Annotated in this window: 14 protein-coding genes and 1 tRNA gene; 8 read left to right on the forward strand and 7 right to left on the reverse strand. The window is 71.4% G+C overall.

Annotation, left to right across the window (positions count from 1 at the left end; all coding sequences use genetic code 11):
• Nucleotides 1-194: 194 nt before the first annotated feature.
• Nucleotides 195-1,763, forward strand: coding sequence for an AbgT family transporter (locus JOF44_RS17125; protein ID WP_209894306.1), 1,569 nt, complete (start codon nt 195-197; stop codon nt 1,761-1,763).
• 161 nt (nt 1,764-1,924) lie between these two features.
• Nucleotides 1,925-3,136: a pyridoxal phosphate-dependent aminotransferase gene (locus tag JOF44_RS17130; RefSeq protein ID WP_209894309.1), complete on the forward strand. Its 1,212-nt coding sequence runs from the start codon at nt 1,925-1,927 to the stop codon at nt 3,134-3,136.
• Nucleotides 3,137-3,181: 45 nt separating this feature from the next.
• Here JOF44_RS17130 and JOF44_RS17135 read toward each other — a convergent pair whose 3' ends face one another.
• The 4 genes from JOF44_RS17135 to JOF44_RS17150 form a co-directional block, all read right to left on the reverse strand.
• On the reverse strand, nt 3,182-4,648 hold the full coding sequence (locus JOF44_RS17135; RefSeq protein ID WP_209894312.1) for an FAD-dependent oxidoreductase: 1,467 nt from the start codon (nt 4,646-4,648) through the stop codon (nt 3,182-3,184).
• Between the two features lie 271 nt (nt 4,649-4,919).
• Nucleotides 4,920-5,900: a transglutaminase family protein gene (locus tag JOF44_RS17140; protein WP_245348993.1), complete on the reverse strand. Its 981-nt coding sequence runs from the start codon at nt 5,898-5,900 to the stop codon at nt 4,920-4,922.
• Nucleotides 5,893-8,178, reverse strand: a complete 2,286-nt coding sequence (locus JOF44_RS17145) for a circularly permuted type 2 ATP-grasp protein (RefSeq protein WP_209894318.1) — start codon at nt 8,176-8,178, stop codon at nt 5,893-5,895. Before JOF44_RS17145 ends, JOF44_RS17140 begins: the two co-directional genes overlap by 8 nt.
• Before the next feature lie 50 nt (nt 8,179-8,228).
• Nucleotides 8,229-8,906: an AIM24 family protein gene (locus tag JOF44_RS17150; protein ID WP_209894321.1), complete on the reverse strand. Its 678-nt coding sequence runs from the start codon at nt 8,904-8,906 to the stop codon at nt 8,229-8,231.
• 228 nt (nt 8,907-9,134) lie between these two features.
• Here JOF44_RS17150 and JOF44_RS17155 point away from each other — a divergent pair, with 228 nt between their 5' ends.
• The 3 genes from JOF44_RS17155 (at nt 9,135) to JOF44_RS17165 (ending at nt 12,404) form a co-directional block, all read left to right on the forward strand.
• Complete coding sequence (locus JOF44_RS17155) at nt 9,135-11,240, forward strand: serine/threonine-protein kinase (protein ID WP_209894328.1); 2,106 nt, start codon at nt 9,135-9,137, stop codon at nt 11,238-11,240.
• A 168-nt stretch (nt 11,241-11,408) separates the two neighbouring features.
• Entirely contained in the window at nt 11,409-12,218 is an 810-nt protein-coding gene (locus tag JOF44_RS17160) for a thioredoxin domain-containing protein (RefSeq protein ID WP_209894331.1), read from the forward strand.
• A gap of 114 nt (nt 12,219-12,332) precedes the next feature.
• Nucleotides 12,333-12,404, forward strand: a tRNA-Thr gene (locus JOF44_RS17165).
• A 131-nt stretch (nt 12,405-12,535) separates the two neighbouring features.
• Here the strand turns inward: JOF44_RS17165 and JOF44_RS17170 are convergent.
• The gene (locus JOF44_RS17170; RefSeq protein WP_209894335.1) at nt 12,536-14,089 is read right to left on the reverse strand and encodes a variant leucine-rich repeat-containing protein; all 1,554 of its coding nucleotides are present in this window, start codon (nt 14,087-14,089) and stop codon (nt 12,536-12,538) included.
• A gap of 297 nt (nt 14,090-14,386) precedes the next feature.
• Nucleotides 14,387-16,165: a maltose alpha-D-glucosyltransferase gene (treS, locus tag JOF44_RS17175; RefSeq protein ID WP_209894343.1), complete on the reverse strand. Its 1,779-nt coding sequence runs from the start codon at nt 16,163-16,165 to the stop codon at nt 14,387-14,389.
• Nucleotides 16,166-16,295: 130 nt separating this feature from the next.
• Here treS and JOF44_RS17180 point away from each other — a divergent pair, with 130 nt between their 5' ends.
• A complete protein-coding gene (locus JOF44_RS17180; protein ID WP_209894347.1) occupies nt 16,296-17,027 on the forward strand; it encodes a hypothetical protein in 732 nt (243 codons plus the stop codon).
• Between the two features lie 77 nt (nt 17,028-17,104).
• Here the strand turns inward: JOF44_RS17180 and JOF44_RS17185 are convergent, their stop codons facing one another.
• On the reverse strand, nt 17,105-17,782 hold the full coding sequence (locus tag JOF44_RS17185; protein WP_209894350.1) for a uracil-DNA glycosylase: 678 nt from the start codon (nt 17,780-17,782) through the stop codon (nt 17,105-17,107).
• 77 nt (nt 17,783-17,859) lie between these two features.
• Between JOF44_RS17185 and JOF44_RS20855 the strand changes: the two genes are divergently transcribed.
• Nucleotides 17,860-18,336, forward strand: a complete 477-nt coding sequence (locus JOF44_RS20855; protein ID WP_245348994.1) for a DUF3263 domain-containing protein — start codon at nt 17,860-17,862, stop codon at nt 18,334-18,336.
• A gap of 84 nt (nt 18,337-18,420) precedes the next feature.
• Nucleotides 18,421-19,017: a LytR C-terminal domain-containing protein gene (locus JOF44_RS17195; RefSeq protein WP_209894353.1), complete on the forward strand. Its 597-nt coding sequence runs from the start codon at nt 18,421-18,423 to the stop codon at nt 19,015-19,017.
• The last annotated feature ends 223 nt before the right edge of the window (nt 19,018-19,240 follow it).

Consider the following 19,240-nt stretch of genomic DNA (forward strand, 5'->3'; position numbering starts at 1 on the left):
AGCTGAACAAATAATTACGCAATGAAAGTAAAGGCTTCCGCGTCCGGCGTCAAGCGGAACGGCGCTCCGTCCTCAGACGCGTCGTCCCTCACCGGGAGCGGCGCTCCTGCGCCGTCCGGGCCCTACGATGACGTCTCGTGCGCGATCCCCGTGCACCTCCCGGCACCGGGAGATGTCCGCTCCGTGGGAGTTCGATGTCCGCCTCCGCCGCGCTCCGCCGCCCGCGACGCCTCGATCGTGTGCTCGACCGTGTCGAGCGGGTGGGCAATCGACTGCCCGACCCGCTCGTGCTCTTCGCCGCACTGTTCCTCCTCACCGCGGTGCTCACCACCGTGCTGGGGGAGCTCGGGGCGCAGGTGCAGGTGCCCGGCGAGGACGAGCCCGTGCAGGTGCGCTCGTTCTTCAGCGGCGCGGGGCTCACCTGGTTCACCACCACGATGGGCGAGAACTACATCGGCTTCCCGCCGCTGGTGAATGTGCTGCCGATCGTCATCGCCGTGGGGATCGCCGAGGGGTCCGGCATGCTCAGCGCCGGAATCCGGGGACTGTTCGGGTCTGCTCCGCGCTGGTTGCTGCCGTATGTCATCGCCTTCGTCGGGGTCAACGGGAACCTCATGAGCGACACCTCGTTCGTGGTCATCCCGCCGCTGGCCGCCCTCGTCTTCGCGGCCGCGGGTCGCCACCCCGTGGCCGGCCTGATCGGTGGCTTCGCGGCCGTCGGCGCGTCGTTCTCGACGGCCATGCTGCCCTCGCCGATCGACGCGAACTTCGCCGGCATCACCTCGGGCGTGATGGGGGCGCTTCCCGAATCCCTCGGCGCTGCCCCCGTCACCGTCGTCTCCAACTATTGGATCAACCTCGCCTCGTCCCTGGTGCTCGTGCTCGCCTGCGGCGCTCTCATCGACCGGGTGCTCGAGCCGCGCCTGGCCAGAGCGGGCATCCCGAGGACCACGACCGCCGAGAACGAGGACGCGCAGGACGACGTCAGCTCGGCGGTCGGGGTCGAGGAGAAGCGCGCGCTGGTCTGGGCGGGCGCGACGCTGGTCGGTCTCGTCGCACTGATCGTGGCGATCGCCGTGGCGCCGTTCTCCCCGTGGCAGAGCGAGAGCGGCGGACTGCTGCCGGACTCGCCCTTCATGGGGTCCATCGTCTTCCTCATCGTCATGGTGTTCTCGGTGACGGGCATCGTCTACGGCGCACGGGTGGGCACCATCCGCACCGGCGGCGACGTCGCCCGCTGCATGGGGCAGGGCCTGCAGTCCATGACCAGCTTCCTCGTCGTGGCCTTCGCCCTCGCCCAGTTCCTCGCCCTGTTCGAATGGAGCGGAGTGGGCACCTATCTCGCCGTGCACGGTGCGGCCTGGCTCCAGTCCGCGCAGCTCGGCGGCCTGCCAGTGGTGCTCGCGTTCGTGGTGCTCTGCGCAGCGGCGAACCTCTTCATCACCTCCGGCACCTCGATGTGGGGGCTGATGGCGGTGGTCTTCGTGCCGATGCTCGGCCTCACCGGCATCGAGCCGGCCTTCGTGCAGGCGGCTTTCCGCATCGGGGACTCCTCGACGCAGATCATCACCCCGCTCAGCCCCTATCTCATCGTGCTGCTGGGGATGGTGCGCCGCTATGAGCCGGGCGCAGGGCTGGGCACTCTGGTGGCACGCCTGCTTCCCTTCACCCTCGTGTTCTTCACGGTGTGGGTGGCGATCCTCCTCGTGTTCTACGGTCTGGACCTGCCGATCGGGCCCGCGAACGACATCCACCTGGACTGACGAACGACATCCACCTGGACTGACGAACGACATCCAGCCGGACCGACGAACGAGATGTGCTGTCGTGGCGAGCGCGGGGCGTCCGTCGTCCGGTCATCCTCCGCGCCGGTCTCCGACGGACGCTAGCCTGATCTCTTCGACGACCAGGCCAGGAGCCCCCGATGATCTTCACCCAGTCCTCCAAGCTGCGCGACGTGTGCTACGAGATCCGCGGGCCGGTGCCCGCCGAGGCCGCCCGCATGGAGGCCGAGGGGCACCAGATCATCAAGCTGAACATCGGCAATCCGGCACCGTTCGGCTTCGAGGCCCCCGACGAGATCCTCGTCGACATGATCAAGAACCTGCCCACCGCGCAGGGCTACTCCGACTCCAAGGGCATCCCGGCGGCTCGGCGCGCGGTCGCGCAGTACTACCAGACGCGGGACATGCCCGGGATCGGACTGGATGACGTCTATCTCGGCAACGGCGTCTCCGAGCTGATCCAGATGGTGTGCCAGGCGCTGGTCGACGACGGCGACGAAGTGCTGGTCCCGCAGCCGGACTACCCGCTGTGGACCGCCTCGGTGTCGCTGGCCGGCGGGCGCGCGGTGCACTACCGCTGCGACGAGGAGGACAGCTGGTGGCCCGACGTCACCGACATCGCCGACCGGATCACCGAGCGGACCAAGGCGATCGTCGTGATCAACCCCAACAACCCCACCGGCGCCGTGTACCCGGAGCACGTGCTGCGCGACATCGTGGAGGTGGCCCGCAAGCACGGGCTGATGATCCTGGCCGACGAGATCTACGACAAGATCCTCTACGACGACGCGGTCCACACCCCGATCGCCTCGCTCGCCCCCGACCTGCTGTCGATCACGTTCAACGGTCTGTCCAAGGCGTACCGTGTGGCCGGCTTCCGGGCCGGGTGGATGGCGCTGTACGGACCGAAGGACGACGCCACCAGCTTCATCGAGGGCCTGGACGTGCTCTCGAACATGCGGCTGTGCCCGAACGTGCCCGCCCAGCACGTGGTCGCCACGGCGCTCGGCGGCCACCAGTCGATCGACGAGCTGCTGCTGCCGGGCGGGCGGCTGCGCGAGCAGCGTGACGTCGCCTACGAGGGCCTCAGCGCCATCGACGGCATCAGCGTGGTCAAGGCCGAAGGGGCGCTGTACATGTTCCCGAGGATCGACCGCGAGATGTACGCCATCGAGGACGACGAGCAGTTCGCCTACGACCTGCTGCGCTCGCAGAAGCTGCTGGTCACCCACGGCACCGGCTTCAACATGAGCACGCCGGACCACTTCCGCCTGGTCACCCTGCCGTCGGTCGAGCTGCTCGAGGACGCCGTGGACCGCATCGGGGACTACCTGGCCGGCATCCGCCGCTGACCCGCGGGAGCGCTGCGTCTGCCGCGGGAGCGCCGCGCCGCGACCTCAGGCGTTCGCGGGGGTGCTCATGCCCTCGCGGGCCACGCGCACCATCTCCTCGCGCTCGACCACCTTCACGCGGGCGCGCGGTTCGTCGTCGGCATCCACCGCAGCGGCGCCGAGAGCCTTCTCGTGCTCGTCCAGCGCCATCCAGCCGTCCCAGGTCGTGAAGGGCACGCCCTTGTCCTCGAGCAGGCGCAGGATCGAATCCTCGTCCCGCTCGGGGGCGGGCGTGAGCGTGCCGGACTCGATGTCCTCGAGCAGCGAGGCGATCGTCTCGATCGCATCGGATTTGGTGGCGCCGATCAGCCCCACCGGCCCGCGCTTGATCCAGCCGTTGGCGTACAGGCCGGGCACCACGGTGCCCTCGGTGTCGGTGACGCGACCGGCGACGTTGTGGATCACGCCGCGCTTCGCGTCGTAGGGGATGCCGGGCAGCTCGGAGCCGTGGTAGCCGACGGCGCGGTAGACGGCACCCAGCTCGTAGTCGACGAACTCGCCGGTGCCCTCGACGCGACCCTCGGTGTCCAGTCGGGTGCGCTCGAAGCGCATCCCGGTGACCCGCCCGTCCTCGCCGAGCACCTCGACGGGCCGGTGCCAGAAGTGCATGTGCAACCGGCGGCTGACCGGCCCGCCGTGCTTGTCGGTCGGCTCCTCGCCCGCGGCCTCGCGACGCTGCTGCTCCTCGAGCCAGCCGGAGAAGTTCCGCACCACCTGGTCGGTGCGCTTGTCGGCCTTGATGGTCTCCCACTCGGCCTCGGTGATCTGCTCGAGGTCGCGCGGATCCATGACGACCTGCAGACCCTGGGGATGGGCGAGCTCGCGGGCCTCCAGCGGGGAGAACTTGGTCTGGGCGGGGCCGCGGCGACCGAAGACGTGCACATCGGTGGTGTTCGCGGCCTGCAGGCCCTCGTGGACATTGGCAGGGATCTCGGTGCGCAGCAGCTCGTCGGCGCTCTTGGACAGCACGCGGGACACGTCGAGGGCCACGTTGCCGTTGCCGATCACCGCGACGGATTCGGCGTCCAGCTCCCAGGTGCGCGGGTAGTCCGGGTTGCCGTCGTACCAGGCGACGAAGTCGGCGGCGCCGTGGGAGCCGGCCAGCTCGATGCCGGGGATGTCGAGGTCGGCGTCCTGGAGCGCCCCGGTGGCGAAGATGACCGCGTCGTAGTGGGCGCGCAGCTCCTCCGCGGTCAGGTCGGTGCCGAACTCGACGTCGCCGAGGAAGCGGATGTCGCCGCGGCCGAGGATGCGGTGCAGGGCCGTGATGATGCCCTTGATGCGCGGATGATCAGGGGCGACGCCGTACCGGATCAGCCCGAACGGCGTCGGCATGCGATCGACCAGGTCGATCGAGACCTCGAGATCGCCGTTCTTGACCTGCTTCGAGCGCAGCAGGGTCTCGGCGGCGTAGACGCCGGCGGGGCCGGAGCCGATGACGGCCAGACGGAAGGGCTGCTGGGAGGAGGACATCTCACCTCGGTCTCGTGGCGCGGAGCGCCGGGTCGGATGCGTCGTCGAGCGCGCGCTGATTTCCGCACCACTGTATACGCGAAATTCAGGGACGGACCGGCCCGTGTGAGCTGGACGACGTGGTCCCGCCGCCCGCCGGCGGCGCCTCGCGCGGCCGAGGAACCGCGCTCCGCCGGATCACGTCGCGGGGGCGACGTCGCTGGTGGGACCGTCACCAGGCGGGACCGCTCCGAGGGGGCGACGTCGCTGGTGGGACCGTCACCCGGCGGGCTCACTCCGCAGGCGCCGCCTCCGAGGGCACGGGCACGACGCCGACGGCGACGTCGAGGGTGCTGGTCGCCCCGGGCGGGCCGACGACGATGCCCTTCAGCGGCGGCACGTCCCCGTAGTCCCGGCCCCAGGCGGTGGTCACGAAGCGCTGGTCGACGAAGGTGCGGTTGGTGGGGTCGATGTCCACCCACCCCGCGCCGGGCACCAGCACGCTGAGCCAGGCATGGGAGGCGGCCGAGCCGATCATCTCCCCGGCCGGCTGCGTGCCGAGGGCCCCTTCGGCCGACGGGGCCGTGCGCAGATATCCCGAGACGTACCGGGCGGCCAGGCCCGCGGCGCGCACCGCGGCCACGCCCACGTGCGAGAAGTCCTGGCACACGCCGTGCCGAGCCGCGAGCACGTCCTCGAGCGTGGAGGTCACCGTGGTGGCGTCCGAGTCGTAGGTGAAGTCGGTATGGATCAGGGCGGTCAGCGCGGCCAGGCATTCCCCGATGGAGCGCTCCGGCGTGAACACCGTCTCGGAGAGCTCGCGGGCGGCCGTCAGCGTCGGGACCCGCGGGGAGGGGTGGAGGAAGTCGACGCCCTCGGCAGGCAGCAGCTGTCCCCAGTGGTCCGGGGCGCACTGCTCCCACGGCCGCGACATCGCCTCGGCGCCGTACCGGCGCTCGGAGACCGTGACATGGGCGTGGGAGTGCACGTCGAGCCGCTCATGGAGGTCGTCGACCAGCAGATACGTCGAGGAATTGCCGTAGAAGTCGGTGTGCGCCGTCAGTCGCGCGGGGGAGGGGTCCACGACCACCTCGTGCGAGAGCACCCGCTGGTGCGGGGTGGCGCGCGGCTCGACGTGGGCGCGGCCGTAGTTGCGTGAGACCGGCTTCGCGTAGTGGTAGCTGGTCAGGTGGTGGACGCGGTAGTCGACGGCCTCGGCCGCCGTGTCGTCCTCGGTGCGCAGCGGGATCATCGGGAGGGGGTTCTCAGACATCATCGACCCCCCAGAGCGAGGTGGATTCCGACGGGCGGAAGAAGCGGTTCTCGAGAGCGCTGGCGAGCTCGCGCAGCGTGGCGATCGCGGCGTCGGCCTCCTCGAGCAGCGCGGTGGGGGCCCCGTCCGAGGCGTCGGCCCCGTCGGCGGGGCGCAGCAGCTCGCGCGGCTCCCACGCGCCGATGCGACCGCGCAGCGCCGTCAGCGGAGCGCGGAGCTCGGGGGAGGGGTCCAGCTCCGGCAGGCGGTCGAGCGTCGAGTGCAGACGCTCCAGCTGGAAGGCGATCGAACGCGGCAGCGTGGTGTCCGTCAGCAGCAGTTCGAGCAGCAGCTCGGACTGCACGGCCGCGTGGTAGGAGCGGCGGTAGGACGCCCCGGACTCCGTGATCACGGCGACCGCTCCGGCGATGCGGGCCTCGGCGGCGCGGCTGCGGCGCCGGCCCAGGGTGGCGCGCAGCAGGGCCAGCAGACCCATGGTCCGCTCGATCTTGCGGCCGATCTCCGTGAGGTCCCAGCCGAGGTTGCGCGGCATCGAGTCGGCGACCGCGCCCGAGAGGGTCAGGCAGCCGTCGACGATGTCCGTCAGCCCGCGCTCCAGCGGTGGGGATTCCGGTCCGGCGAGGGTGTGGATGCGGCCCCGCATGCGCGCGATCACCGGCCAGATGTCATCGGAGATCAGGTCCCGCAGCGTGCGGGTGGTGTGGGCGAGGGAGGCATAGGACTGGGCGAGGGAGCCGGGGCGGCCGACGTCGGTCAACAGGCTCGTGACCTCGGTGTGGACGTCCTCCGGGTCATGGGGGTCCCGGGAGAGGAAGCCCGGATAGGTGGTGGTGACGTCGGTCACCGCTGTCAGCAGCACGGCCTGGGCGGTGCGGGCGGTGGGGCCGTGCTCCGAGCCGAGGTCGTTGGAGGTGTCCAGCACGGTGCGCAGCAGACGGGCGGTGGAATCGACCCGCTCCAGGTAGCGGCCGAACCAGAACAGGTCCGAGCCGATCGAGCGCGTCATCGCGGGATAGGCCGTGAGCACGCCGCGGGTCACCGCCGTCAGGGCCCGGTCCGCCGGATCAGAACCCTGCGCCTCCTCCCCGGGCGCGACGGGCAGCGCGGAGGTCTCCGGGACGGTCACCCACACGTCCTTGAGCGCCTCGGGCCCCTCGTCGTCGGTCAGGGCGACCCCGCCGGGCAGCACCTCGAAGCCGTCCTCGGAGGCGACGACCAGCACGCGCAGGCGCACGGGGCGCTCGACCAGCTCGTCGCCGCCGTCGGGGTCCAGCGACGGCCAGCCCGCGCGTCCGTTCCGGGCCCCGGGCGCGGCGGGACGAAGCTGGAGGTCCTCGTGGAGGATCTGCCGGCAGAGGTCGGGCAGCGCCGACCGCAGCGCGGGATTCTCCAGCAGGCCCGCCCCGAAGGGGTTCAGCACCTCCACGTCGCCGCAGCGGGCGGCCTCGATGAGGCCCGTGACGCCGCCGAGACGGGTGGGTCCCAGGTCGAGGGGGTCCAGCAGCTCGGAGGGCAGCAGGCGGATCATGGCGTCGACCGCGTCCCCGGGATCGGCGTCGGCCCCCGGCAGGCGCAGCGTCAGGGTGCCGGAACCGGTGCGCAGATCACCCGCGGAGACCACCGGGGCGCCCAGCAGATTCGCGAACCAGCTGTCGTCGAAGGCGCGCAGCGGGTCCTCGACGTCGTCATCGGTGACCACGACGGTGCGCCCGGCGCGGCCGTCGGTGCGGGTGCGATGGTGCAGGGTGCTGCGGACGGTGTCGAAGAAGGGGTGCAGGCGGCGCAGGGCCGTCGTGCGGTACAGCGTCGGGGCGCAGCGGGACAGCGCCCGACGGACCTCGAGGGCGATCCCGGCGCCGTCCGGCACGTCGACCGAGTCCTCGAGCACCACCCACGACCCGTCGTCGGTGCGGGTCAGAGTGCTGGTCAGGGCGAAGAGATGGTGACTGCCGCGGGCAGGGATCCCGATCGCGGAGCGGAGATAGGCCGGGTCCTGCAGCAGCTCCGCGGTCGGCGCGACGTCGGTGCCCAGCACCGTGCGCGGCCCGTAGAGATCCGCGTACAGCGCATCCAGCAGCCGGACCCGCTGGATCAGGCCGGCGGAGATCGTCTCCCACTCCTCCGGCGGGAGGACGACGGGCACGGGATCGACGACGGGCGGGGCGACGGAGACGTCGTCGGCGATCATCGCTGCCGCCGACGTCGCCGCCCGGCGTCGACCTCGGGGGCCGAGCGCGGTCAGCGCCTCGGCCAGGGCCTGCGATGGTGCGATGCTCACCGCACCATCGTAGGCATGCTGAGCTCGGTCGTGATCAGGATCGGTCGTGATCAGGAGGAGGCGGTGACGGGCATCCCCTCGGAGGGCTGGACCACCACGAAGCCCGGCCCGTGGAAGCCGAGCTGGAAGGACTCCCCGGAGCCGCGGCCGATCAGCGAACCCATCTTGAAGTCGTTCTTGATCTGCGGCTGGAGGTTCGCCGACCAGCACACCGCGGCCTGGGGGTCGACGAAGGTGGGCTGCTGGGAGCAGTCCAGCAGCATCGGCGGGCCGTCGGAGGTGACGGCGACCATGCCCTGCCCCTGCAGGAACAGGTTGAACAGACCGCCCGCCATGAAGCCCGCGCCGCCGAGGGACTTGATGTCCCACTGGATGGAGCCGTCGAAGGCGAGCATGTTCTTGGTGTTCAGGGTGAGGGCCTCGCCCTCGAGCTGGATCAGGAAGATCTCGTCGGCCTGGTGGGCGAAGAAGATCTCGCCGTGACCGGTGGTGCGCATCATGTTGCCGCCCTCCCCGGTGGCCATCTTCTTCAGCAGCTTCATGCCGCCGCCGGAGCCCTGGTAGGCGAAATCCATCTGCCCCTGGTAGGCGACCATCGCCCCGGCGGAGGAGACGATCTCGGGGGATTGCGGGGTCAGCGAGCAGCGCAGCATCTTGGAGGACTGCAGCGCCCACCGATCGGTGGTCTGCCGTTCCTGGTTGGCCGCGTCGAACAGATTGGAGCGCATGGGTGCCCTTCCCTCTCGGATGCCCGGTCCGGCCCGGGTCGCCACGGCGCCCACCGCGCCGCAGAGCGATGGTCTCACGGCCGCGGGAATCTGCAGAGGGGGCGGGCCGTCCCGGGGCACCGACGCGGAGCGCCCGCGACGGTGCCGGGCGAGGATTCGAGGTGGGAAGGCTGTGGGGGAGCGGTGAAGCCGGGGCCACTTCTCCGGCGCGCCTCGTAGCATGTGCTCATGTCCGATACCCCGATCTCCCGGTCCTCCCGCAGCGCCCGCCGCGATCCGCGGCTGACGGCGCTCGCCGAGGACTCCGGGTACGAGATCCAGGGTCGGATCGGTTCGGGCGGGATGGGCATCGTCTACCGCGCCCAGGACGCCGACGGCCGCGACGTGGCCATCAAGCTGCTGCGCCACGAGGTCTCCGACGATCGCTTGGCGCGAGAGCGTCTGGCCCGGGAGGTCGCCGCACAGAAGCTCGTGCGCAACGACAACATCGTGCGGATCCTGGACGCCGAGCTGGACTCCTCCGACGCCTTCGTGGTCACCGAGTTCGTCCCCGGCCCGACGCTCGATGATGCGGTCCGCGCCCAGGGCGGACTGCACCCGGAGGCGGTGCGCGAGATCGGCCTGGCCATGGGCGACGCCCTGCACGCCATCCACCGTGCCGGGGTGATCCACCGCGACCTCAAGCCGAGCAACGTGCTGCTGCGCAATGCCTCCGAAGAGGACCTGACGGGCTTCGATCCCGACGGCGACCGCCTGGACCCGGTGATCATCGACTTCGGCATCGCGATCGCCGCCGAGGAATCGCGGATGACCTCGACCGGGCTGGTGATGGGCACCGCCGCGTACCTCGACCCCGAGGTGATCCGTACCGACCACACCGGCGAGGCGGGGGACTGGTGGGGCTGGGCCGCGCTGCTGGCCTTCGCCGCGACCGGCCGCGATCCCTACGGCAGCGGCCGCGCCGACCTGGTGTTCCTGCGCGCCGAGCGCGGGGAGATCGACATCGACGGAGTGCCCGTCGAGCTCGGCGACTGGCTGCGCTCGGCCCTGCAGTCGAAGCCGACCGAGCGTCCGGCCCCGGAGGATCTGCTCGCCCGCCTGGCCGAGCTGGACCTCACCCGGTACGAGGACGCGGGGCCGACGGAGGCGCTGCGCGCCGACGGTCGCACCGCGGCCCTGCCGGCCGGGGCGGCCGCCGCAGGAGCCGCCGGAGTCGCTGCAGCGTCGAGCGACCGCGAGAGCGGCGCCGACAGCTCGAGACCGGACGCTGACGCGGAGCCGGCCACCGAGGCGCTGCCGCCGGTGACGACCCCGACCGAGCAGCCCACCCAGGCGCTGCCGCGGATGGAGACGCCTTCGGAGCCGGCCACCGAAGCACTGCCCCGCCACCAGAGTGCGGAGGATGCCCCGACCGAGGCGCTTCCTGTCACGGGCCCGCCGACCCAGCAGATGCCCGTGATCCCGCCCTCGGCGCCGTCGCAGGAGGCCGGCTTCCCCACCGGCACCCAGCACCCGGTCCAGCGGGGGCCCCAGCAGCACCTGGCCTCCCCGCCCCGTCGGCAGGACCCTTACCAGCAGGTGCCGCAGCCTCATCCCGTCCAGCAGGCACCCGCTCAGCAGGCGCCGGTGCAGCAAGCGCCGGGTCAGCAGGCCGTGCAGCCGGGGCAGGACCCGTCGTGGCCCCCGCCGCCCGGGGCAGGGCAGATGGCCCCGCAGGGTGCCTGGGCCACCCCGATGCCGCCGCCGCGGCGACCGCTGCTGGTGTGGATCGGTCACCTGCTGATCGTCGCCCTCGCCGCCGTCGCCCCGTACGTGGCACTGACGGTGTTCCTCCTGCTCGGCGCGCTCGCCCGCACCTGGGAGCGAGCCCATCGCAGCGTCGCCGGGAAGCGCCTGCGCGGCTCGGTCGGCGCGGGACCGCTCTGGGCCGCTGGGCTCTCGAGCCCGTTCACGTTCCTGCTGGGACTGCTCGAGATCGTGCTGCAGGCCCTGTTCCCGCTGATCCTCGGCGTGCTGGTGGGGATCGCGATCGACGCCTCCTGGACGCTCCTGCAGGGCGGGGCGCCGCCGGACGGGGTGGCCTTCGCCGCCGCGATGGCGGTGACACTGCTGATCACCTGGGTGGGGATCGGGTCCCGCACCACCCGCAGCGGTGCTCACCGGATGCTGGACGCCGCCGCTCCCGACGCCGTGTGGACCGCGGTCGTCCTGGTCCTGCTCCTGCTGCTGGTCGGCGCGGTGGTCTTCACCCTCCTCGCCCGCCAGGGAATGGTCGACTACTTCCCCTTCCCCAGCGGTCCGCGGCTCGAGGACATCGCGCTGTGGAGGCGGTGACCAGCGACGGTGAGGTCCGTGCTCGCCGACCGTCTCTGCGCGCGTCATGTGCTCGGGACCACCGGCGCGTGAGGTGTCCCATGGGGCCCGCCGATGCCCAGGAGCGGACCGTTAAACTCTCATCGACCTGTCACCCACCGCAGCCCCGGTCCGGGGCGAGGAGCATCCATGGCCGCGTCCGGCTCGTCGAAGTCCTCCCCGTCGAAATCAGCGCAGGAGCGTCGATCCGCTCAGCGTGAGCAGCTGCGCCAGCAGCGGCAGACCGAGCTGCGGCGCCAGCGCACGGTGCGCACCATCGTGATCGCGGCGATCACCGTGGTCGCCCTGGTGATCCTCGCCGGTCTGGGCTTCCTGATCTACAAGTCCACCCAGCCCGAGGGCCCGGTTCCCACGCCTGCGGGGATGAGCGAGGACCAGGCCTACCTGAGCTTCGGTGCCCCGGAGGACTCCGGCAAGCCCGTCGTGGAGATCCATCTCGACTACATGTGCCCCATCTGCGGCCAGTTCGAGGAGATCAACGGCGAGGACGTCCAGACGATGATCGAGAACGAGGACGCCACCGTCCACATCGTCCCGCGCCGCTTCCTGGACAGCCAGTCGACCACCGGGGACTACTCCTCGCGGGCGGCTGCAGCCATGGTCGCGATCTACGAGGAGGATCCGGCGGCGGCGCTGGCCTTCATGCAGCTGCTGTTCGCCAACCAGCCCGCCGAGGGCAGCGCCGGTCTCACGGACGAGGAGATCTGGGCGTATGCCCAGGAGGCCGGAGCGCCCGATTCCGTGAAGGCGACGATCGACGACGGCACCTATGTCCGCTGGGTGCGGGAGGTCTCCGATCCCTACGCCGACGAGAAGGGTGCGGGCACCCCCTACATCGAGATCAACGGCACGCCGTTCGAGGACTGGTCCACTCCCGGTGCCCTGGCCGATGCGGTCGAGGCCGCCGGCAGCGGTGCCTCCGACGGCGGCGGGAAGTGACGAGTCCCCACGCGGCACGCGCCGTGCCCGGGGATCCGTGGCTCCGACGGGTCCGTCGGCTCCACTAGACTGCTAGGCCCCAGGGGCCGGTCGATCCGTCGGCCGGCCCCTCCCGCTGGAGTGGCGCAACGGTAGCGCACCTGTCTTGTAAACAGGCGGTTGCGGGTTCGATTCCCGTCTCCAGCTCTCCTCCGACCGGCGCACACGCACGCCGCGCATTCTCCGGGGAGCTCTGTGGAGCTGTCGCGCGCACTCCGGTGAGCACATCACCGCGTCCGGGGAGCAGCAGAGCCCCCGCGGTCACGGCCGGACCGCGCTCAGAACGTCTCGTAGGTCGCGCGGTTCACCATGAAGCCGTGCCCGGTCATGACGTTCCAACAGGTCATGCCGTCGAAGCGGCTGGTGCACGCCATGTCTCCGTGCTTCGCGCTGAGGTCGTACTCAAGGGTCGTCGCGTTCTCGTGGAGATAGGACTGGCCGCAGTCGAGCTCGGATTCCTTCCCCGCGACGGTGATCGAGAACGGCCCGCTGTCGCAGTCCTCGAGACCGGCCCCGGAGTAGTCGCGATCGACCAGGGAGCAGGACGCCGAGTCCTCTTCGAGGGTGCAGGAGATGTTCCCGGACGGCGACTGGAGCTTGGTCAGCTCCGTCGCGTCGTCGGGGGCGGGGGAGACGGGATCCGGCTCCGTCGTCGGGGTCTTCTCCGGGGTCGTCTCCTCCTCGGTGGTCTCCGCGGCGGTGGTGCTGTCGCGCTGATAGGTCTCGTCGTCCCCGCCGAACCAGGCGCGGCCCACGAGAGCTGCGACCACCAGCAGGATGAGCACGAGGATCAGGCACCCGCCGCAGGCGAACCAGGCACGACGGCGGGAGCGTCCGGTGTCGTCGGAACCGTCGTCACCGCCGGGCGGTGGCGCGACAGGAGGATGCTCGGCCGTCGAATGCGCGCCAGCAGGCTGCGTGCCCGAGGGCTGCGCACCAGGAGGAGAGGCGGAGTAGCCGTAGACGCCCGCGGCGCCGGCCGCGCCGGCCGCCTTCGCTCCACGCTCACCCGGCTCGCCCGCAGGGGAGCCCGGGGCCGTGCCGGTGGGGGATCCGCCGGCAGGGCCGGCGCCCGTCGGAACGGCGGCGCCTCCCGCAGCGGCGCCCCCGGCAGCAGAAGCACCTCCCGCAGCGGCGCCTCCTGTGGCCGGACCGAGCGGCACCACGGAGGCGTCCTGCGACACGCGGACCCCGTTGGTGGCGCCGGGTACTGAGGCCCCGGGGCCGTCCGCGGCAGGCGGCGGAGCGGATGAGTCCGCCGTGCCCCAGAGTGCCTCGTCCGGGAAGTCGCCCCAGACCGAGGCCTCCTCGGGCTCGGCCGGTGCGCTCGGCGGTGCGGACTGCACGGACGGTGCCGACGGCGGCACGACGGCCGGAGCAGGAGCCGTGTCGTCGGAACCGCTCGGAGGTCCCGACTCCTCGGGCATGCTCCCGGCGGAGCCCTCCTCCGCATCGTCCGGCAGACCGATCGGAGCCATCGCGGCGGTGGAGGGCCCACCGTCCGCGCCCTCGGGATCACCGGCGTGAGCGGTTTCGTGAGCGGTTTCATCACTGTTCCCTGCCTCGGCAGCCTGTTCGGCCTCGGCGTCGCTCGGGGCGGCCTGCTCGGCCCCGGCGGCCTGCTCGGCGTCCCCGGTGCCGGCCTGCTCGTCGTAGGCCTGCTTGGCCCAGGGATTCGTGGCGAGGATCCACTGGCGCGCCACCTCGGGGCACGACGGGTTCAGCACGATCAGCCGCTGGAGCTGGGGACGCTTCTCCGTGAGCTCGAGCAGACGCTCCGGCGACGTGCTCGGATCGCGTGCTTCCTCTGCCGCTGATCGTGGCTCGGCCACAGGCTTCTCCCTCGGTGTCGACACGGGCTCTCGGGCGCGCCCAGGACCTCACCGCAGCCGCACGAGGCGCGCCGCGGACCCCGAGAGTCTGACACCACCGCCCGCGACGGTCCACCTCCGGGACCGGCTCGGACGCTCCCCGGCGGCCGAGCGCGCCACCTCAGGGCCATCCCAGGCTCCCGTGTGACCAGCGTGGTGACCGTGGTTCAGGACCGGGGAGCAGGGCCTCGACGTGACCTCGGCTACTCCGGGCTCCGTCGGCTGCTCCGGCCGGCGTCGGCGCTCACCCCTCGGCCCTCACCCCTCGGCGATCACCGGCAGCGTGGTGGTGGCCGTCATCGGTTCCCCGTCCGGGTGCAGCGCCCGGACCTTCAGCCAGTAGTAGCCGTGCGGCCCGAGCATGACGGTCAGGGTTCCGTCGGCGTCGACCGGGGGGAACTCGTGCCCGCCGAAGAGGTCCCGCACCGTGCGCCGGGCGAAGTCGGCCAGGTCGAGCGTCGCGGTGACGGGCTGGGCGGAGAGGTTGAACACGCACAGCAGCGTCTCGGCGTGGAAATCCGCCTCCTCCCCGTGGTCGGCGCCGTCGTAGGTGCGGGTGAAGGCCAGCACGCGGTCGGAGTCCGCGGCGACGTGGGCGTGGTCGCCCATGCCGAAGGCGTCGTGCTCGCGACGCACGGCGAGCATCCAGCGCACGAAGTGCAGCAGCGAGCTGGAGTGCGCCATCTGCGCCTCCACGTTGGTGGTGACGTAGTGGTGGACGAGCGACTGGATCACCGGCAGGTACAGCTTCCCCGGATCGGTGATCTCGCTGAACCCGGCATTGCGGTCCGGGGTCCACTGCATCGGCGTGCGCACCGCGTCGCGGTCATCGAGCCAGATGTTGTCGCCCATGGCGATCTCGTCGCCGTAGTAGAGGAAGGGGGACCCGGGCATCGACAGCAGCAGCGCGTGGATCAGCTCCGTCTCGGAGCGGGAGTTGTCCAGCAGCGGGGCGAGCCGCCGACGGATCCCGACGTTCGCCCGCATCCGGGAATCGGGGGCGTACCAGCCGAGCATCGCGGTGCGCTCCTCGCCGGTGACCATCTCCAACGTCAGCTCGTCGTGGTTGCGCAGGAAGGTGCCCCATTGGGCGCCGGCGGGGATATCGGGGGTATCGGCGAGGATGTCGATGATCTGCCGGGCGCTGCCCTCGCGCAGCGCGTAGAACAGCCGCGGCATCACGGGGAAGTGGAAGCACATGTGGCACTCGGGTCGATCCTCGGTGCCGAAATACTCCACGACATCGCGCGGCCACTGGTTGGCCTCGGCGACGATCACGCGCCCGGGCCAGTGCGCATCGACGTAGGAGCGCAGGTCCGCGAGGAAGTCATGGGTGGCCGGGAGGTTCTCCCCGTCCGTGCCCTCCTGCTCGAACAGGTACGGGATGGCGTCGGCCCGGAAGCCGTCGATCCCCTTGTCCATCCAGAACCGCACCACGTCGAAGATCGCCTCGCGGACCTTCGGGTTCTCGAAGTTCAGGTCCGGCTGGTGGGAGAAGAAGCGGTGCCAGAAGAACTGGCGGCGCACCGGGTCGAAGCTCCAGTTCGACTCCTCGGTGTCCACGAAGATGATGCGCGCCTCGGCGTACTTCTCGTCGGTGTCCGACCACACGTAGAAATCGCCGTACGGCCCCTCGGGATCCGAGCGCGACTCGAGGAACCACGGGTGCTTGTCCGAGGTGTGGTTCATCGGCAGATCGATGAGCACCCGGATGCCGCGCTGGTGGGCCTCGGAGACCAGACGCTCGAAGTCGGTGATCGAGCCGAATTCCGGCAGCACCGCCTCGTAGTCGGAGATGTCGTACCCGCCGTCCCGCAGCGGGGAGGCCATGAAGGGAGGCAGCCACAAGCAGTCGATGCCCAGCCACTGCAGGTAGTCCAGGCGGTCGATGAGGCCGGTGAAGTCCCCGGTGCCGTCCCCGTTGCCGTCGGCGAAGGCGCGCACGAGCACCTCGTAGAAGACGGCCTTGCGATACCAGTGGGGGTCGTAGTCGACCCCGGGGCCCTGAGGGGAGAACTGCGCAGCGTTCAGGGGCATCGGATCCTCCGCGTCGGTGAGGGCGGCACATCGCCGGACGTGGCACCAGCCTAGTGCTCCCTTAGCATGGTCAACAGCTCGGCGGACGAGGACGTCCGTCGACCGCAGCACCGACGTGCCGGGAGGGGACATGGGGCAGCCGGATCACGGGCAGCCGGGCCAGGGGCAGCATGCGCAGGGGCAGTTCTCTGCGGGGCACGTCCCCGAGGGATCGTTCGCGCCAGGGCCGGGCGGGGGACCGATGGAGCCGTGGCCGCCGCGGCGCTCGCGCCCCGGGATCTGGATCGCGCTGGGCTGCGCGGTGCTGGTGATCCTGCTGCTGCTGATCGCCGTGACCGGGGGTGTCATCTACCTGGTGACCCGCGGCGGGCAGGACGAGACGACGGCGCCCGAGACGGCGCAGCACTCCGGGGAGTACTTCTCCGTGCAGTACCCCGCGACCTGGTTCTCCCGCGAGATCACCGCCGATGAGTCGGAGTACGGGATGGTGCTCGAGGTCGCCGACGAGGAGATCCCGGACGACGCCTATGACGAGTTCGCCACGAACTCCGTGGTCGTGTACGTGTTCGACGCCGACCTGCACGCTCTGAAGGAATGCGAGAGCCAGTCGGGGTTCGTCGGCTACGGCTGGGACGATCCGGGGCCGCCGGAGACGATCGAGTCGGCCACCCTCGACGGCCGGGAGGTGCCCGGCTATCGCGCCACGGGTGAGCACGCCGGTCAGGAGGCCGTGGCCGAGATGTACTGCGCCGACGTCGGGGACCTGGTGCTCCAGGTCGCCGTCGAGACGCACGGGAGCACCGAGCTGTCCCCCGAGGTCCGGACGATCCTGGACAGCTGGACGTGGACCGACGCCGCCTGAGGCGGTGACGACGCGACGCGGCACGGGACTGCGGTGGTGCGCGCCGTCTCGGGCTCGTCGGCCGCGCACCCGTCGACTCAGGCGGGGATCCGCCAGTCGATGCCCTCCGCGCCCTGCTGCTCCAGCAGCGCATTGGCGCCGGAGAACGGACGGGAGCCGAAGAAGCCGCGGGAGGCCGACAGCGGGCTCGGATGCGGGCTCGCCAGATGCGGAACCTGCCCGAGCATCGGGATCAGGGACTGGGCGTCGCGCCCCCACAGGATCGCCACCAGCGGGCCGCCCCGTTCGACGAGGGCGCGGATCGCGAGCTCGGTGATCTCCTCCCAGCCCCGTCGGCGGTGCGAGGCCGGAGCGCCGGGGGTGACGGTGAGCACCCGGTTCAGCAGCAGCACCCCCTGGTCCTGCCAGGCAGTGAGGTCGCCATGGGAGGCCCGGGGGATCCCCAGATCGCTCTCGAGCTCGGTGTAGATGTTCGTCAGCGACCGCGGCAGCGGGCGCACGTCAGCGTCCACGGCGAAGGAGAGCCCGATCGGATGGCCCGGCGTGGGATAGGGATCCTGACCGACGATGAGCACCCGCACCTCCTGCATCGGCCGGGTGAAGGCCGCCAGCACCCGGTCCCCGGCCGGGAGGTACCCGCGGCCGGATTCGACCTCGGTGCGGAGGAACTCTCCCACCATGTGGATCCGGTCCTCCGCGGGGGCGAGGGCCCGGGCCCAGTCGGCACTGATGATCTCGGTCAGAGGCTTCGGCATGTGAGCAGTCTTCCATCGTCGGCCGGGAGGCGGCGAGCCGCCCCGGGCCGACGCGGGCGACCGCGTAGCCTCCTGCCATGCCCCTCCGATCCGCCGGCCCCGCCCCGGACGCCGCGCCTGTCGCGGCGCCGGACGGATCGACGCAGGACGGGCCGGCGCAGCACGGGCCGGCGCAGGATGGACCGACGCCGGACGATGGGCGATCGACCGATCCGGCCGCCGGGCCGACGCAGGACGACGACAGCGCCGGGACCGTCGACACTCCCGCGCCGATGTCCGATACGTCACTGCCCGGACCGCAGGGCGCGCTCACGGAGCGGGACCGGCAGATCCTCGCCCTCGAGTCCCGCACCTTCCGCTACGTCGGCGCCAAGGAGCGCGCGATCCGCGAGGAGATCGGGATCTCCAAGGTGGCCTATTACGTGCGTCTGAACGCCCTGCTCGACGATCCTGCGGCCCTGCGTGCCGCCCCCGCGGTGGTCCACCGCCTGCGCGGCCGACGGACCTCCGAGCACGGCCCCGCCTCCGTCGACGGGCCCGACCAGGTCGCCTGAGGGTTCCCACCGCGTCGCCCGACAGACCCGCTCCCGGGGCGTGTGCTCCGCCGCCGCACCGGGTGGAGCAGGTTTAATGGGGCCGTGGCTGATTCCCAGTATCCGTACCCGCCGGACCGATTCGACGACGAGGCCGACGCCGTGTCCTTCCACGGCGCCCACCGCGCCGAGGAGCCGTTCTGGCGTCAGAACCTGCTCTACATCGTCATCATCGGCGCCGCGCTGGTGATGCTGATCGTGCTGCTCTTCCTCATCGGGGGCATGGGCGGCGGCGGCGACGAGCGCGCCGAGGACCCGACCACCCCGGCGGCGTCGGAGACCAGCTCCGCGCCCGCGGACGAGGAGACCTCCGAGGAGGAGGCGCCCCCGGAGGCCGACAAGTCCGTTCCCGTCCTGGTGGTCAACGCCGGCGGCGTCAACGGCCTGGCCGGCGCCTGGCAGGACGCCCTCGAGGGCGATGACTGGGCGGACGTCAGCCTCAGCACGGCCGACAACCAGCAGCAGGAGCCCGTCGTGTTCTACCGCGACGAGGAGGACAAGGAGACCGCGCAGGCTCTCGCCGCCGAGGTCGGCGCCGGAGAGGCGAGCCAGAGCGACGAGTACGACTCGCCCGTGACCTTCGTGGCCGTCGAGATGCCCGACGAGGGCGGCGACGGCGAGGGAGACGGCGGCGAGGGCTGATCGACCCCGCCCACGCAGCATCGCGCGCGCCGACCTTCCGTTCCGGGAGGGCGGCGCGCGTTCTGCGTGCTCGGCCCACAGCGGAACCCGTGATCCACCCCCGGCGGAGTTAGCACTCTCCGCCTCCGAGTGCTTATGATGATCTGGCACTCGATGATCGAGAGTGACAGCGCCGTATGGCGAAGCCGCACTCGGGCGTCGTGAGCCTGATCGGTCGACAGGC

The organism is Brachybacterium fresconis (genome assembly GCF_017876515.1).
GTDB classification, from domain to species: Bacteria; Actinomycetota; Actinomycetes; order Actinomycetales; family Dermabacteraceae; genus Brachybacterium; species Brachybacterium fresconis.